The sequence below is a fragment of the Amycolatopsis sp. NPDC043885 genome (assembly GCF_056435685.1).
This window is the reverse complement of the sequence record NZ_JBWKEA010000011.1, coordinates 118,853-133,643: the sequence shown is the minus strand read 5'-3', so window position 1 is coordinate 133,643 and position 14,791 is coordinate 118,853. Positions and strand designations below refer to the sequence as shown.

15 protein-coding genes are annotated in these 14,791 nt (G+C 68.7%); 5 read left to right on the top strand and 10 right to left on the bottom strand.

The genetic code is table 11. The features are described 5' to 3' along the window. Positions 1-17 precede the first annotated feature (17 nt). Positions 18-911 (top strand): class A beta-lactamase, encoded by an 894-nt coding sequence (gene bla / locus AC069I_RS28160; protein WP_478227055.1) that lies wholly within the window; start codon positions 18-20, stop codon positions 909-911. A 52-nt stretch (positions 912-963) separates the two neighbouring features. On the opposite strand, the gene AC069I_RS28155 is transcribed toward bla, so the two are convergent. The 4 genes from AC069I_RS28155 to AC069I_RS28140 all read right to left on the bottom strand — a co-directional run bounded on the left by AC069I_RS28155 (position 964) and on the right by AC069I_RS28140 (position 4,236). Next, on the bottom strand, positions 964-2,838 hold the full coding sequence (locus AC069I_RS28155) for a Calx-beta domain-containing protein (RefSeq protein WP_478266757.1): 1,875 nt from the start codon (positions 2,836-2,838) through the stop codon (positions 964-966). Between the two features lie 359 nt (positions 2,839-3,197). Beyond that, on the bottom strand, positions 3,198-3,359 hold the full coding sequence (locus AC069I_RS28150; RefSeq protein ID WP_478227053.1) for a hypothetical protein: 162 nt from the start codon (positions 3,357-3,359) through the stop codon (positions 3,198-3,200). After that, complete coding sequence (locus tag AC069I_RS28145; RefSeq protein ID WP_478227052.1) at positions 3,356-3,658, bottom strand: hypothetical protein; 303 nt, start codon at positions 3,656-3,658, stop codon at positions 3,356-3,358. Before AC069I_RS28145 ends, AC069I_RS28150 begins: the two co-directional genes overlap by 4 nt. 101 nt (positions 3,659-3,759) lie before the next feature. Further along, complete coding sequence (locus tag AC069I_RS28140) at positions 3,760-4,236, bottom strand: MarR family winged helix-turn-helix transcriptional regulator (RefSeq protein WP_478227051.1); 477 nt, start codon at positions 4,234-4,236, stop codon at positions 3,760-3,762. Positions 4,237-4,328: 92 nt separating this feature from the next. On the opposite strand from AC069I_RS28140, the gene AC069I_RS28135 reads away from it, so the two are divergent. The 3 genes from AC069I_RS28135 to AC069I_RS28125 all read left to right on the top strand — a co-directional run bounded on the left by AC069I_RS28135 (position 4,329) and on the right by AC069I_RS28125 (position 6,205). Then, positions 4,329-4,754, top strand: coding sequence for a Rid family hydrolase (locus AC069I_RS28135; RefSeq protein ID WP_478227050.1), 426 nt, complete (start codon positions 4,329-4,331; stop codon positions 4,752-4,754). A gap of 75 nt (positions 4,755-4,829) precedes the next feature. Then, positions 4,830-5,240 carry an ATP-binding protein gene (locus tag AC069I_RS28130; RefSeq protein ID WP_478266756.1) on the top strand — a complete coding sequence of 137 codons (411 nt, stop codon included), beginning with the start codon at positions 4,830-4,832 and terminating at the stop codon, positions 5,238-5,240. Further along, a complete protein-coding gene (locus tag AC069I_RS28125) occupies positions 5,237-6,205 on the top strand; it encodes a S66 peptidase family protein (protein WP_478266755.1) in 969 nt (322 codons plus the stop codon). Before AC069I_RS28130 ends, AC069I_RS28125 begins: the two co-directional genes overlap by 4 nt. On the opposite strand, the gene AC069I_RS28120 is transcribed toward AC069I_RS28125, so the two are convergent. The 5 genes from AC069I_RS28120 to AC069I_RS28100 all read right to left on the bottom strand — a co-directional run bounded on the left by AC069I_RS28120 (position 6,129) and on the right by AC069I_RS28100 (position 10,149). Next, the gene (locus AC069I_RS28120) at positions 6,129-6,917 is read right to left on the bottom strand and encodes an alpha/beta fold hydrolase (protein ID WP_478227047.1); all 789 of its coding nucleotides are present in this window, start codon (positions 6,915-6,917) and stop codon (positions 6,129-6,131) included. The two genes, AC069I_RS28125 and AC069I_RS28120, sit on opposite strands and share 77 nt — an antisense overlap. Next, positions 6,914-7,432 carry a PadR family transcriptional regulator gene (locus tag AC069I_RS28115; protein WP_478227046.1) on the bottom strand — a complete coding sequence of 173 codons (519 nt, stop codon included), beginning with the start codon at positions 7,430-7,432 and terminating at the stop codon, positions 6,914-6,916. Before AC069I_RS28115 ends, AC069I_RS28120 begins: the two co-directional genes overlap by 4 nt. Positions 7,433-7,476: 44 nt before the next feature. Further along, positions 7,477-8,400: an alpha/beta hydrolase family protein gene (locus tag AC069I_RS28110; RefSeq protein ID WP_478266754.1), complete on the bottom strand. Its 924-nt coding sequence runs from the start codon at positions 8,398-8,400 to the stop codon at positions 7,477-7,479. A gap of 79 nt (positions 8,401-8,479) precedes the next feature. After that, a complete protein-coding gene (locus AC069I_RS28105; RefSeq protein WP_478227044.1) occupies positions 8,480-9,229 on the bottom strand; it encodes an aminoglycoside adenylyltransferase domain-containing protein in 750 nt (249 codons plus the stop codon). Between the two features lie 17 nt (positions 9,230-9,246). Beyond that, complete coding sequence (locus AC069I_RS28100; RefSeq protein WP_478227043.1) at positions 9,247-10,149, bottom strand: NmrA family NAD(P)-binding protein; 903 nt, start codon at positions 10,147-10,149, stop codon at positions 9,247-9,249. 97 nt (positions 10,150-10,246) lie between these two features. Here AC069I_RS28100 and AC069I_RS28095 point away from each other — a divergent pair, with 97 nt between their 5' ends. Then, on the top strand, positions 10,247-10,804 hold the full coding sequence (locus tag AC069I_RS28095; RefSeq protein WP_478227042.1) for a TetR/AcrR family transcriptional regulator: 558 nt from the start codon (positions 10,247-10,249) through the stop codon (positions 10,802-10,804). Positions 10,805-10,851: 47 nt separating this feature from the next. Here AC069I_RS28095 and AC069I_RS28090 read toward each other — a convergent pair whose 3' ends face one another. Beyond that, positions 10,852-14,544, bottom strand: coding sequence for a CARDB domain-containing protein (locus tag AC069I_RS28090; RefSeq protein ID WP_478266753.1), 3,693 nt, complete (start codon positions 14,542-14,544; stop codon positions 10,852-10,854). Positions 14,545-14,791 lie beyond the last annotated feature (247 nt).

Below are 14,791 nucleotides of genomic sequence, written 5' to 3'. Positions count from 1 at the left end.
TCTTGAAAGGAATCACCGTGTCCGTCACTTCTCGCCGTTGGGCCGCCCTGCTGGCGCTCTCGGTCGCGTCCCTCGCCGCGTGTTCCGCACCCGCTCCCGCACAGCCGCCGGCCACCACCTCGCCGGTCGCGGCGACCGGGCGAGCCGACTTCGAACAGCTCGAACGCAGCTACCGCGCCCGGCTCGGGGTGTACGCGGTGGACACCGCGACAGGCCGCGAAGTCGCCTTCCGCGCCGACGAACGCTTCGCCTACGCGTCGACGCACAAGGTGTTCAGCGCCGGCGGTGTCCTGCAGCGGACGCCGGTCGCCGACCTGGACCGGACGGTGACCTACGAACGCAAGGACCTGGTCGTGAATTCGCCGGTCACGGAGAAACACGTGGCGACGGGGATGCCGCTGCGCGCTGTCATGGACGCGACGCTCCGGTACAGCGACAACACCGGCGGGAACTTGCTCTTCCGCGAACTCGGCGGCCCCGAAGGTCTCAACGCGGTCCTGCGCGGGATCGGCGACACCACGAGCCACGCCGACCGGATCGAACCGGAACTCAACGACACCTTCCCCGGCGACACCCGGGACACGAGCACACCGCGTGCGCTCGCCGTGAGCCTGCGCGCCTTCGCCCTCGGCGACGCGCTCCCCGATGACAAACGCAAGATCCTCGTCGACATGATGCGGGGCAGCACCACCGGCGACCAGAACATCCGCGCCGGGGTGCCGGGCTGGCCGGTCGCCGACAAGACCGGGACGGCGGCCTACGGGACACGTAACGACATCGGGGTCGTGTGGCCGCCGGGCCGGGCGCCGATCGTCATCTCGGTGCTGACCGACCGGTCGGAGAAGGACGCCGAGATCGACAACAAGCTCCTGGCCGACGCCACCGCGGCCGCGGTGAAAGCCCTCCCCTGAGCGAACCGCCGGGACGGACGAGGTTCCGTCCGTCCCGGCGGGATTCAGCGGCTCAGCGACGGCAGGGGTCGCCCGCCGGATGCGCCGAGGTTCCGTGCACGTCGGCCTGGGACTCCGCGAGCACGATCTTCGCGAGCGCGGTGTCCAGTGCGACCGCCTGCTGCTTCACCACGCCGTTCGCCACGGTCTGGCCGTTGAGCTTCAACGAACCGATGACCAGCGGGATGGTCATCGGCGCCGAGCCCACGGTGATCGACTCACCGTTGATCTTCAGCGAGGCGACGTTCGAACTGCCCGCCAGCACCGGGGCAAGGCCGCCCGGCGACGGCTGACAGGTCGCGGTCGCCTGTGACTGGATCACGCCGAGTTCGATGGTCAGCCCGAGCGTGCTGATCACCGTCTTGTCGATCTTGGCCGACGCCAGCGCGCGATCGCCCGCGGCCGGAGCCGCCGACTGGTCGTCCGGCGTGAGATCGGTCGACGCGGTCAGCACCTTGGTGTCGACCTTGATCAGGCCGGCGTTGAGCGTCGCGGCGGCGACGGTGCTGCTGTCGTCGGCACAAGGCAGGTTCGCCGGATTGGCCCGCGCCGCGGTCACCCCGAGGACGTTCGCCGCGGTGCCGGTGCAGGAGAAGACGCCGTCACGGTCGTCGTCGACGATCGTGCCGACACCGGTCGCGTCGATGAGGCCGGCACCCGACGGGGCCGAAAGAGTCACCGTGAACGTCTCGTCCGGCTCGTCGACGGTGTCCGGGTTGACCAAGACGGTCACCGGTCTGACCGTCTGACCAGGGGCGAACGTGACCGTCCCGCTCGCCGCCGTGTAGTCGGCGGGCGCGGACGCGGTGCCGTTGGCGGTCGCGTACTGGACCGTCACCGGATTCGGGCTGGGGCCGCCGAGCAGCGACACGGTGAACGTCGCCGGTACCTGCGCGCCACCGGAACCCTCGCCGACGGTCACGTCGTTGATGCTCAGGCCGAGTACACGCACGGTCGTGGTCTCGATGTATCCCCGCGAAGCCCCGTCGACCTGGTAATCGACGACGCACTGATAGGTGCCCGGCGCGGCACCGGCGGCGGCCTTGATCGTCTCGGTGAACGTGGCGACCCCGCCACTGGTCACCTTGACGCTGCCCGGATCGTTGGTGACGGTGAGCTGCGGGTCGCAGCTGGTCACCTTCGGGGTCACCGTGACCTCGATGGACTTGATGCCGTCCAAAATGGCCTGGGAGACCTGGCCGGCCGGGACGTTGTTCAGCAGCACGCCGCCCGTGGCCGAGGTGATGGCGGAAGCCTGCCCTGTGGCGTCGAGCGCGCCGACGTTGACGGCGACCACGCGGATCTTCGCCGCCTGCAACGCCGCGATGGTCTGGGCCAGGGTGTGCCCGCCGCTCGGGTCGTGCGACGGCGCGTCGCCGAACCACGCGATGATGCGGGTGCCGTCCGGCCGGAACGCGACCGCGCCGGTGGCGAGCTGGTAGAGCGCGTTCAGGTTGGCCTCCGGCGTGTCCCCGCCACCCGAGGCCGCCCACTGGTCGATCCCCGCCTGGACGGCGGTCGTGTCCCCGGTGATGCCCTGATTGACCTTGAACGGCACCGAGTCGGTGAAGTCCTTGTACTCGGCGACGCCGAACCGCGCGGTCGGCTGCGCGGCGAGGACGTCACCGGTGATGGCGCCGGCGTTCGTCCGCACGTTGCCGATCGGCCCGCCCATGCTGCCCGTGGTGTCCGCGAGCAGGACGAGGTCGGGATTCGGCGGCACGGCCGAGGTCGTCACGTTCTTGGTCACGGTCGTGCTCTGCCCCGCGTTCAGGGTGAGGTCGACCGTGGCCGGGTCCACTCCCGGCGGAGCCGCGGCGGCGACCGCTGTGGACGCGAGCATCGCCGAGACGGCGGTCAGGACGACGAGCAGTGGTCTTCGTGGCATGGATTTCCCTTTCGAGACCCGGCCGGGGCCGGAATTCCTGTGGGCTCGGTGGAGAAGACGGAATATTTCGCTTTTCGTTAGCGCGAGAGCCGGGCTTCACCCAGAGCGCCCTGTGTCAAGGCACCAACGGGCTGTTACCACGAATCCGGGCTACGCGGACCAGGTCCGCATTGCGCCGTCCAGCCGAAGTACCCCGGCATCTCTCACTCTTCAGCGTGAGCGATGCCGAAGGTTTCGGCGTTTTCCGTGATCACGCCACCGGACGGAAACCCGAATTCATCCGGTGGACGTCTGCGGATATTCACCGAATGTCGCAACGTCTCCCGCCGGCCGACACCTCGGCGAGACCTCGGACTCGGTCAGTAGACGCACTGGATGATCGCGTCGTCCAAGCGGATGTACTTCGCCGGTCCGCCGTTGTTGCCGTAGATCGGCTGGAGATAGACGGTACCCACGCAGTTCAGATTGAGCTTGGGCAGAGTGATGAGCTGATAGCCTGCCCCGTCGTCGATCCACTTCACCGTGTGGGAGATTTTCCGCCAGCCGTCGACGGGAAACTTCCGAGCGACTTCGCGGTCCTCATCGCCGACCAGCCGTTACCGGCGAAGAGCCAGCCGTTGTTGTTGCCGGTCCGCGCCACTCCCATGCCGATGTCGAACCAGGAATGCCCGTCACCGCCCTGAATCCCGCGCTCCCATACGCCATGGGGATTCGATTCGTAACCGTCGGACCATTGCACGATCCCGGCGTGCGCGGTTCCCGCGACACCCACGAGTGCCGGCGAAAACACCGACAGGGCGGCGAATATTTTCTTGAACACGAGAGCTCCCCCTCTTCGCGTGATGAACCCAGTCAGAGGACCAGAGTCCGGAACGCGAGCACGAGGTACCTTCGCGCGCACATTCGACTGCCTTGAAGTGCCTAAGCGAGGTCGGCGGGCCGCGTCCGCAGCTTGGCGGCGATCCGGGCCAGCGCCTGCTGATCCTCCGCGGTCAAGGGGTCGAGGACGAGCTCCCGCACCGAACGGACGTGCGTGGGGGCGGCCGCGACGACCACGTCGTAGCCGTCGTCGGTGAGCACGGCGAGCGTATACCGGCCGTCGCCCGGGTCCGGCGTCCGCTCCACCCAGCCCCGCCGCTCGAAGCGTTTGACCACATTGGACAGACGCGAGAGCGAGCCGTTGGCGAGGTAGGCCAGCTCGCTCATCCGCAGCCGCCGGTCCGGGGCCTCCGAAATATGACTGAGGGTCAGGTACTCGAACAGCGTCAGCCCGGCGTCGTGCTGCAGCGGCGACTCGAGTCGCCCCGGCAGCAGGAGGACCAGGGAGACCAGCCCGGTCCAGGCCTCTTTTTCGGCAGAGGTCAGCCACAGCGCTTCGTCGGGGTCCGGGGCGGCCATGGCGGAACCTTACCCAGAACGAAGTGACTTCACGCGTGAAGTGAAATCGTGATAGCTTGACTTCAAGCATGAAGTCAACGAGAGGAACCACCATGACCCAGCCGGAGTTCTTCGCCACGCCCGGATACGGCGACCGGCAACTGGCCGAGATGCGCTACAGCCAGGCGGTGCGCATCGGCGATCGAGTTGAGATCTCGGGTCAGGGAGGCTGGGACGACGACTTGAACTTCCCCGAATCGCTAGAGGAGGAGATCGTCAAGGCCTTCGAGAACGTCGAGCGGACCCTCGCCACGGCGGGCGCCACCTGGCGCGACGTCATCGCCGTGGACTCGTACCACGTGCCGGAAACCCCGGGCTTCATCGGCGACACCCACAACCGCGTGATGGTCGAGCAGTTCCGCGAGCGCATGGGCGACCGGGCGCCGATCTGGACCGAGATCGGTGTCCCGGCCCTCGGCGCGCCGAAGATGCGGGTCGAGATCAGGGTCACCGCGATCGCCGGGAACGCCCACGTGTGAACCCCGCACTCCTTGGGTACTCCATGCCTGCGCCCATGCTCTTGGCCCAGCTGGGAAACCCGCTAAGGAGAACGCGTGGGTATCACGAGAACACGACAGGCTTACGAGTTCCCCACCGGTATCGCCCCACCACTGGGAGAGGTCCGGGCCTGGCTGCGACAGCAACTGAGCGAGGTCGGACGCACCACCATCGCGGACACCGAGCTGCTGACCACGGAACTGGTCACCAACGCGCACGAACACGCGGACGGCGTCGCCGAGCTCAGGGTCTCCGTCCCCTCGGGCCGGGACGTCGTCCGCGTCGAAGTCGACGACCACCGTCCGCGCCTGCGGCCCCACCGCGTGATCAAGGACGACCCGATGAGCCCTCACGGTCGAGGGCTGGCGCTGGTCGAGGCGATCAGTGCCCGGTGGGGTGTCACCACCGGCGCGGGATTCAAAACGGTGTGGGCGGAGATCCCGTGCTCTGACACGATCATCGGGTGACAGCCTCGCGCCGCACCCTGGTCGCGCCGATCCCGCGACCGGGTGATCACGTTCGTCTCGTCTCCCCCGCCAGCTTTCCCAGCCACGAGCAGGTCGCCGAGACCGCGGCTGTCCTGGAAAGCTGGGGGCTGGTCGTCGAAATCGGGACACACGCGCTCGACCGCCGGGGTTTCCTGGCCGGCCGGGACGAAGACCGGCTGGCCGATCTCGACGACGCGTTCCGCAACCCGGCCGTCCGCGCCGTGATCGCCACTCGCGGCGGAGCGGGCGCGTACCGCATCGCCGATGATCTCGACTTCGACGCCGTCCGGGCAGATCCCAAGCCGTTGATCGGCTTCAGCGACATCACCGCCCTCCACCTCGCGCTCTGGCGGCACTGCGGGCTGGCGGGGATCCACGGTTCCCTGGCCGGTTCCCGCTCCGCGGCCGCGACCCGGCGGCTCCTGATGGGCGGCGAACCCGCCATCCTCCACCGCGACCCGAGGGCCATGACCGTCGAGGCCGAAGTGCCCGGCACCGCCACCGGCGCCCTCGTCGGCGGCAATCTCGGCACCGTCGCCCACGCGGTCGGCGTCGGCCTGCCTTCGCTGGCGGGCACCATCCTGTTCTTCGAAGCCGAGCGGACGATCGGCCTCGGGCAGGTCGACCGCCAGCTGACCCAGCTGATCCGGTCCGGCGCGCTCCACGGTGTACGGGGGATCGCGCTCGGCCGGTTCCCCGGCTTCGAGGACTACACCGATCGCGGCTGGACCCTCGTCGACGTCTTCAAGGACCGGCTGGGCGCGCTGGGCGTTCCGGTACTCGGCGGAATCGACGCCGGACACGGCGCGGACCCGCTTTCCCTTCCGCTGGGACCGCTTGCCGTACTGGACACGGCCGCGGGCACGCTCACCGTCGAGCCGGCGGTCGGCTCAGGAGACGCGGATCCACGACTCCCCCGAGCCAAGCGCGAAGGACTCCGTTGAACAGCTCGGGATCCTCCACATTCCAGATATGGTGCATCCCCGGCACGAGCCGGGACCGCGTCTGGGGGGCGGCCCGCGCGATTTCCGCGAGGGATCGGCGCACCGCCGGGGAATCCTTCTCCCCCGCCGTCGCGAGCAGCGGCCCGGTATAGCGGCGTACTTCCGCGGGCACACCGCCCGCGCACACCTCGGCGGCCATCGCGGACGCGGTTTCGCGGCGCACCGAGAGACCGTGCTCGACATACCGGGCGCGTGCCTCTCCGGGAAGCCCGAAGGCAGCGGCTTGGGCACGCCAGTACCAGCGGGCCCGCGAGAACGCCGACTGCAGCCCGCAGTACAAGCGCATCCCGGCGCCGGCGGGCATGAGCGGCGCGCTGGTCAGGAACGCCGAACTCACCCGGTCCGGGTGCCGCGCCAGCACACGCAACGCCGTGAGCGCGCCGAGGGACAGCCCGACGAGATCGAACCGGCCGTCGACGCCGTGCCCCGTCACTCTCGCGACGACGTCATCCGCCACCGCGTCCAGACCCGGCCAGCGCTCGCGGACCCGTTCGCCGAAGCCCGGCAGATCCGGCGTGAGCACCGTCCGATCGCCGAACGCGGACAGCTGCGGCTCCCACATCCAGTTCGCGACGTTGCCGCCGTGCAGCAACACCACCGGCCGCTCCACGGTGGCCGTCCCGGCGGAATGCACCTCGGGGAACGCGCTCACGCGAGCTCCTCTTCGAGCGAGTCGAGCCAGTCCAGTTCGACGCGCAGGTGCGCGATTCCATTGTCCAGCGTGGACAGTCGAAGCCGGGCCGCCCGGTCGGGCGCACCCGACTCCGCCCGCGTCCGTTCGAACCGCTCCAGCCGCGCCTTGGTCGCCTCGCGACGGACCGCCAGGAGGGAGCGAAAGGCGTCCTCGTCGAGATCCGCACCGAAGAACACCCGCGCGAGGAACGGATCGCGTTCGACGTGACGCTCGGGCTCACTCGCCAGCCACTCGGCGAGCGCCGTCCGCCCCGCGGCGGTGATGCGGTGTTCCTGCCGGTCCGGCGCTCCGGAGCCGGCCACCTTCTCGACCTCGGCGAGCCCGTCCGTGACGAGCCGGGCAAGGGTGCGATAGATCTGCGCCTTGTCCGCCGCCCAGAAGTGCCCGACGGTCGACTCGAAATGGCGTTTGAGGTCGTAGCCGGTCATGGGCGCGAGGGCGAGCAACCCCAGGATGAGGCGGGAGAGAACCATGCCACTAGTAGACTAGTCATCTATGAGACTTGTCAACTAGGGCGCTACTTCGATTCGACCCGCCCGAGCGGATCGGGCTCGGCGGCCAGCGCGTCGGCGGCCTCCTGCCAAGCAGGGTCACCCGGGTAGAGCTCGCTGCGAAGATAGGCCACCGTCAGCCGCTGCACCGCGGCCACTCGCGCCGGATTCTCGTCCGTCGTCTCGGCGACGTCGTAGCCGGAAATCCCGCCGAGACCGTGTTCCGCGCCGTACAGGGTGAGCAAGGTCTTGCGCCCCGGCGAAAGGAAGTACGGATCGGTGTGCCATTCCGGGCCACGGACCGTCAGATGCGCCGAGGAGTCCTTGTCGCCGGCGACCACGAGCGCGGGCGTCGTCATCGCGGAGAAATCGGTGCTGACGAAGAAGGGATAGTTCTCCGCCACGAATTCCGTGACAGCGTCGCCGCCGCGACCGGGCGCGGCGAGCAGCACCCCGGCGGAGACACGGGACTCAGCCAGGCTCACCACCGTGCCGTCACCCGGCTCGGCGTACCGCGCGCCCAGCAGCAGGCTCGCGGTATGCCCGCCCATCGAGTGCCCGGCCACGGCGACCTTGCCCCGGTCCACTCGTCCGCGCAGACCCGGCACCGCGGCCTCGATCTCGTCGAGCCGGTCGAGGATGCCGATCATGTCCTCCGCCCGCGACCGTTGGTACAGCGGTGCTTCGGGGTGATCGGACCCCAGATCCAGAGTTCTGGAACTGAGATGGGTGGGCTGGAGAACGACGAATCCGTGCGCCGCCCAGTAGTTCACGAGCGGGGCATAGCCGTTCAGCGACGAGAGGTGATTCGAAGGGCCCTGACCGTGCGACAGCAGGATGATCGGCAACCCGCCACCGGTCATCGGGGCGGAGACCCGAACCCACAGATCCACGGCACGACCCGGAGACGGCAACGTCATCGGGGCGATCGAGATCACTGGCGTACTCATGGTGATTCTTCCCTTGTGAGACGGCACCACACTAAGCGGAGCACTGTTCCACAAATATACGGAGCACTGTTCCGCTTTGTCAAACTCCCTTCGCCCGGTCCGCGAGAGCCCGCGCGAGCAAGGCCACCTCGGCCGAAAGTCCGGTCCAGTCACCGGAAGCCGCACCGAGGTAGCCCGCTCGCGCACGCTGGAGCAGCGCGCGGCCATCGCCATCGAGCGTCGGCGCGATGGCCGCCGCCGCGGCGTCCTTCGAGACGATCCCGCCCGTCTCGACGGTCACGACGATCCGCGCGAGCGTGAGCAGGACGTTGCGTTCGTCGCCTTCGATCTCGGACAACAGACCGGGGACGACGCCGAGCGCCGCGTCGCGGAGCAGATCCCGCGGCACCGGATCGAGGAGTGCGGCCAGCGCGGGGCCGCGCAGAACGCGATGCGCCGCTTGGGCGGTGGCCACGAGGATCACGACGTCGGGATCCTCCACCGGCCGGGGAAGTCCACCTTGGACGAAATCTTCCCGAAGCCATTCCCCGTACTGGAAATCACGGTGCGACGGCTTGCCCCCGGCCACGATCCCGGTCAGTTCGATCGGCCGCCGGTCCGCCGCATCGGGGAATCGGCTGGCGTGACCACGCCAGCCCGAAAGCCGCAACAGCAGGGACACCAGCGCGGCGCGCTCCGATTCGCCGAGCGAGCGGCGGGTGACCAGCAGCAGATCGACGTCACTGTCCGGTTTGAGCCCACCCGCCGCGGCGGAACCGTAGAGGTACAACCCGAGGACGCCGCCGGGATCCTCCCGGTCGAGATGGTCCAGCAGAGGCTCGATGCGCATGCCTCAACGATCACGCACTACGCAAGATATTTCCGCGCCCACTCGGCGAACCCGGTGAGCGGGAGGCCCAGTTCACGCGCGTATTCCGGACGTCCGGGCTGGCCGACCACGTTCAGCCACTCGTGCGAGGCGCCCATCGGCGGCATCCCGGCTGCGACCGCCTGCTCGACGGTCATATCCGGTGCCGCCAGCCGCCTGCCCAGTACTCCGGACAGGACCTCGGCGATCTCCGTCATGGTCAGGAAGTCGCTCGCCAGCTCCAGTTCGACCCCGGTGAACCGCTCCGGTTCGGCGATGACCGCGGCGGCCGCGGCGCCGATGTCGTCGACGGCGGCCAGCGAAAGGGACGTCGACGGCTTGATGACGCTGACCAGACCGCCGTCCACCCCGCACGGAAAGAGGAACTTCATGTCGGGCAGGAAGTTCTCCATGAAGAAACCCGGCTTGAGCAGGGTCCACTGCGGAAATCCGGCTTCGCGGAGACGGTCTTGGATCGCGGCCTTGGCACCCAGCGTGGACTCCATCGACGTCCAGCGCCCTTCGGCCCATCCGTCCGCCTCGACGTGCTGGCCGGCACCCGAAACGGAGGTATGCACGAACTGCGGCACCCCGGCCGCCTTCGCGCCCTCGATGAGGTTGACGCCTTGAGTCACCTCGCCGGCGAAGTCGAATCCGTCGGCGTTCATCCCCGGCATCTGTACCGAGAAGACGGCACGGGCGCCCTTGGCCGCCCGGATGACGGAATCGACGTCGTGGAGGTCACCGACGACGAGTTCGGCGCCGAGCGCTTCGACGGCTTTCGCCCTGGCCGGGTCTCGCACCAGAGCTCGGACGGGAACACCGGCCGCGAGCAGGGCACGGGCGGTCGCACCGCCCTGCCTGCCGGTGGCGCCGGTGACCAAAACGGGTGCTGAAGACATGGTGACTCCTTCGGTCGACTAAGTGGCGGGGCCCGCCACTTATCGTCCGCTACAATATGGCGGGGCCCGCCACTTACGCAAACTCCGAGGTGAAGACATGTCCGACGGCCTGCGTGCCGACGCACGGCGCAACTACGCGCGCATCCTCGCGGTGGCCGAGGAAGAGGTCGCGGCCCACGGCTCCGGCGCCTCCCTGGAGCAGATCGCACGGACCGCCAACGTCGGCTCGGCTACCGTCCGGCGCCACTTCCCCACCCGCCGGGCCCTGCTGGAGGCGGTCTCCGCGAAGCGGATCGCGGCGTTGTGCGCCCGCGCCACCGAGCTGACCGGCGAGGACGACAGCCGGCAGGCTCTCCTGACCTGGCTCGACGAGGTCGTCACTTACTGCGTCTCCGCCCGCGGTTTGGCGGCCGCGCTCGCCTACGACGGTCCCCTGGAGCACGAGAACTCCTGTTCCGTCGCCATCGAGGAAGCCGGGGGTCCGCTGGTGCAGCGGGCCGCGCGGGACGGCGTGGTCTCTCCGGACGTCACGGTCGCAGACCTGATCACCCTGATCGTCGGCATCGTCCTGGCCACCGAGCTCTACCCGGATCCCGCCGCACAAGCGGACCGGCTGTTCCGGTTGGCCGTCACGGGGCTGAGCCCCCGGACATGAAAGGGGCCGGAGCGGTCTCCCGCTCCGGCCCTCGGATCACTTCCGGCCTACCGCGTACGGCGCCCCGACGAGACCACCGCCGGCACCGGCCCGCCGTTGATCACGAACTGCGACCCCGGCTCACGGACGATGTCGCCGTTCGCGGAGTTCGTGATCGTCACGTTGGTCAAGGTCGCGCTGCCGCGGGCGCCGCTCATCGCGAGGATGCCCGCGCCGTTGTTCGACTTGTCGATCTTGACATTCGTGAGGGCCGCGGTCACGACGCCGCCACCCGTCTTGAACTGGACACCGTCGTAGGTCGAATCGTGGATCTCCGTGTCCCGCAGCACGACCCCGGGAATGTCCTTGCCCTGCGCGAAGAACGTGATCGCGCCGAACTCCTGCTGCTCGCCCCAGAACACGCCGCCACAGCGGTACAGGGCGTTGTTCGCGATGAGCGTCTCCCCGGAGAACGGCAGCGGATCGTGATCCGTCGCCAGCATGATGCCCGGGTAGTTCATCGTGTCGTGGACGAGGTTGTTCTCGATCTTGTTGCCGTAGCCGCCATAGATCGCGATCCCGTTGGCGCGCCACGGAAGCTGGATCGTGTTGTTGGCGAACACGTTGTCGTGCGCGATGTCCTGTGACGGATCCTTCACGTACTGGTTCGCCCACACCGCGAGCGAATCGTCGCCGGTGGTACGGAACGACGAGTTGAACACCTTCGAGTTGCGGGTGCCGTTGGTGAAGTTGATGCCGTCGGCGTAGGTGTTCCGGATCCGCATGCCGCTGAACTCGAGGCCGTCGCCGGGGCCCCAGAGCGCCGGCAGGTTGCTGTAGTCCCGGCCGACCCACACGCCGACGTTGGCGTGCTCGATCCACACGTTGGAGATCTTCGTACCGGTGCCGAAGCGGCCGTTGAGACCGACGCCGCCTTCCGCGCCGCCGTCGCCGCCGCGGATCCGGCCGGAACCGAAGATGGCGATGTCGGAGATCTGCGTGTTCTTGTCGATGTCGAACCCGAAGTTGCCCTCGTGCGGATGGTTGATGCCGCCCGCGTTCTGCGGCTCGATCTGCGAATACAGCTGCGCATGCCACATGCCCGCGCCGCGGATCGTCACGTCGGAGATGCCGATCTGGTTGTACTGGCCGCCGCCGTTGGGCACGTTCGGATCGTCGGTCAGGATCTTCTTCTCCTGCCGCCACTGCCCCGCCGGGATCCAGACACAGCCGATCACGCCGTTCTGGTCGTCGGTCACCGCGCGCTGGATCGCCGCCGAGTCGTCGTTCCCGTCGTTCGGCACGGCGCCGTACTCCGTGATCGACACGCAGTTCGCGGGCTTCTCCGACGCCGGGGCGACCTGCTCCAGATCGATGAGGTCGACGATGTAGAACGCCGCGTTGTCACCGCTGTCCCGCTGCAGCTTGAACTTCGTGCCCGGCGGATACGACCGCGACAGCAGCGCGTGCGACTCGTCGAACAGCCGTCGCGCGTTGGCCTGCGGGGTGTTGGTCAGGCCTTCGGGGTCGTCGGTGCTGCCGTAGAGCCAGCTGTGCTTCGACGACAACGTCAGCTTCTGCGCGAAAGTCCCGTTGACGTAAAGGCTGAGCGTCGCGTCCTGCCCGCCGCCACCGGGGGCGTCGGGAATGGAATTGCGCACGACGATCGAGTTCGCCTGGTTCGCCGACGTGAACTCCACGTACTGCCCCTGATTCGCCAGCCGCACGGACTTGCGGCCCGAGGATTCGGTCGCGAAGTTCGTGTGGCCGAAGGTGCGGAGCGGGTCGGCTTCCAGCAGTTGTCCTTGGTACTGCGCGGCTTCCGCCTCGTATTCGACGTACGGGACCGCCGCGCCGCGGCCCACGACGATCGCCCGCGAGAGGTCGTTGTTCGACTCGTTGGTCTCCGTGACCGTGCCGTTCGCGTCGGCCGTCGCGGTGAGGGTCGCGCCACCGTCGGCGGCGGTCCACGTGCCCGAGATCGCGACATTCGCGGTGGCGCCCGCCTCGATCGCACCGGTGGCGCCGGTCAGTGTGGTGCCGCCGACGGCCAGCCGCGTCACCGAAGCGCCCGCGCCGCTCGTGCCGCGGTTGCGCACCGCGACGGTGAAGGACACCGCCGAACCGGCCGCCGGATTGGGCGGGTTCGAGGTGATGCCGGTGACCTCGAGGTCGGGCCCCGGCGACTGGGCGACGACCAGCGGCGTCGGCGAGGTGTAGGTGTTGTTCGTTTCGTCCTGCTCGGCCATCTTGCCCGCCGGATCGGCGGTGGCGGCCACGGTGTAGGTCCCTTGTGGACGCGTGCCCGCGTCGACGGTGACCGTGGCGGACTCACCGGCGGCGAGCGCCCCGACCGCCGCGTCACCGGCGACGGTGCCGCCGAGGCTGACGTTCACGGTGGTGGCGGCCGCGTTCGCGGTGCCGGTGTTCTTCACGGTCGCCGACACGGCGAGCCTGCTGGTCTCCGTCGGGTGCTCCGGCGTCCAGGTCGTGCCGGTGACGACGAGGTCCGGGTTCGGCGCGGGAGTGCCGATCACCTGGAATTCCGCGACCTGACCGCCGGGCGCACCGGAGTTGGCGAAGAACTGAAGGCGTACCTCCGCGGCGCGTCCGCTGACCGGGATGACCACCGAGTTCTGGTTGGTGGCCGGGTCGAAGCGGTGGTCGGCTCGCGCCGACAGGGTGGTGAACGCGGTGGAACCCTGCGGACGACCAAGGACCTCGAAATTCTGTGTCCGCGCACCCCAGATCGCGTCCGGGTCAAGTTTCACCACGACCGAGTCGACATCCGCGTCGACCCCGAGCTTCACCGTCAGCGCGTTCGGGTACCCCGCGGCGGATTCCCAGTACGTGGCGGTGTTGTTGTCGTTGGCGTTGGCCGCGAGGAACGAATGGACCGTCGACGTGGCCTCGATCGGTTTGCCCGCCGCCAGGTTCGCGCCCGCGCTCGTCCCGGAGCGCACGACATGGTTGCTGTCGCCGGATTCGTTGCCCGCCGCGTCCTTGGCGCGCACGAAGTACTCGACCCGGGTCCCCGTGGGCCTGGATTCGGTGAACGTGGTGCCGGTGATCGTGGTGACCGGCGTCCCGTCGCGATAGACGGTGTAGCCGTCGACACCGACGTTGTCCGCCGAGGGCGACCAGGTCAGCCGGATCTGGCCGGAGACGGGCTCGGTCAGCGCGAGACTCGCCGGCGCGCTCGGCGCCTGCGTGTCGCCGGTGTCCGGCCCGTACAGCTCGAATTCCGCGAGTTGCGCGGCGGGCCATCGCGAGTTCGCGGTGACGTGCAGCCGCACGTAGCGGGCCGGCGCGGTCATCGGGATGGTGACGGTGTTGGTGCCGGGAGCGAACGTGTAGCCGGCCGGCGCGGCGAGGTCGGTGAACGCCGTGCCGTCGGTGCTTCCGCGCACCGCCAGTGTCTGGGCGCGGGATTCCCAGCCCGCGGGCAGTTTCAGCACGATTCGCGAAAGGGACTTCGCCGTGCCGAGGTCTGCCTGGATCCACTGCGGGAACGCGTTGTTGGCGGATTCCCAGTAGCTCTCCTGGTTCCCGTCGACGGCGTTCGCGACGGGATAACCGGGCAGCGCGCTGCTCGCCGACACTGTGCGGGTCAACGGCACTTCGGCGAGCGCGGCCGGAACGGGAGTGGCGACGGGGTCGGGAGGTGGCCCGCTCGCGGCGGAAGCGAAGGAGAGTCCGGCGACGGAAAGCCCCGAGACCAGGAGACCGGCGATGAGCCGGGACAGGCGCATACGTGTCATGGCGTCTTCTCTTCTTTGAGACGGCGGGGAGGGAGCCAGAGCCGTACGAGCATGCAACAACCCGGGGACGGAATGCAAGAAGTTGACATGTTTCAGAAATTTTTCGACTGCCATCTGCGAGGAGTGCTCCCCGTTGCCCGCTGCGCTTACGCGCGTTCTCTCGGTTTTGCCGTTTTCTTTGCCTGCAGCGGACTTTGAGATCACGTATTCCGCGAATACGGAGTACAGCTGTACACTCAAATCCAGG

Coding starts and splice junctions, on each gene's coding strand:
- AC069I_RS28155 (WP_478266757.1), bottom strand. CDS start 2,838: ATGCCACGAAGACCACTGCTCGTCGTCCTGACCGCCGTCTCGGCGATG.
- AC069I_RS28140 (WP_478227051.1), bottom strand. CDS start 4,236: ATGGCCGCCCCGGACCCCGACGAAGCGCTGTGGCTGACCTCTGCCGAA.
- AC069I_RS28135 (WP_478227050.1), top strand. CDS start 4,329: ATGACCCAGCCGGAGTTCTTCGCCACGCCCGGATACGGCGACCGGCAA.
- AC069I_RS28115 (WP_478227046.1), bottom strand. CDS start 7,432: ATGGTTCTCTCCCGCCTCATCCTGGGGTTGCTCGCCCTCGCGCCCATG.
- AC069I_RS28110 (WP_478266754.1), bottom strand. CDS start 8,400: ATGAGTACGCCAGTGATCTCGATCGCCCCGATGACGTTGCCGTCTCCG.
- AC069I_RS28105 (WP_478227044.1), bottom strand. CDS start 9,229: ATGCGCATCGAGCCTCTGCTGGACCATCTCGACCGGGAGGATCCCGGC.
- AC069I_RS28100 (WP_478227043.1), bottom strand. CDS start 10,149: ATGTCTTCAGCACCCGTTTTGGTCACCGGCGCCACCGGCAGGCAGGGC.
- AC069I_RS28095 (WP_478227042.1), top strand. CDS start 10,247: ATGTCCGACGGCCTGCGTGCCGACGCACGGCGCAACTACGCGCGCATC.
- AC069I_RS28090 (WP_478266753.1), bottom strand. CDS start 14,544: ATGACACGTATGCGCCTGTCCCGGCTCATCGCCGGTCTCCTGGTCTCG.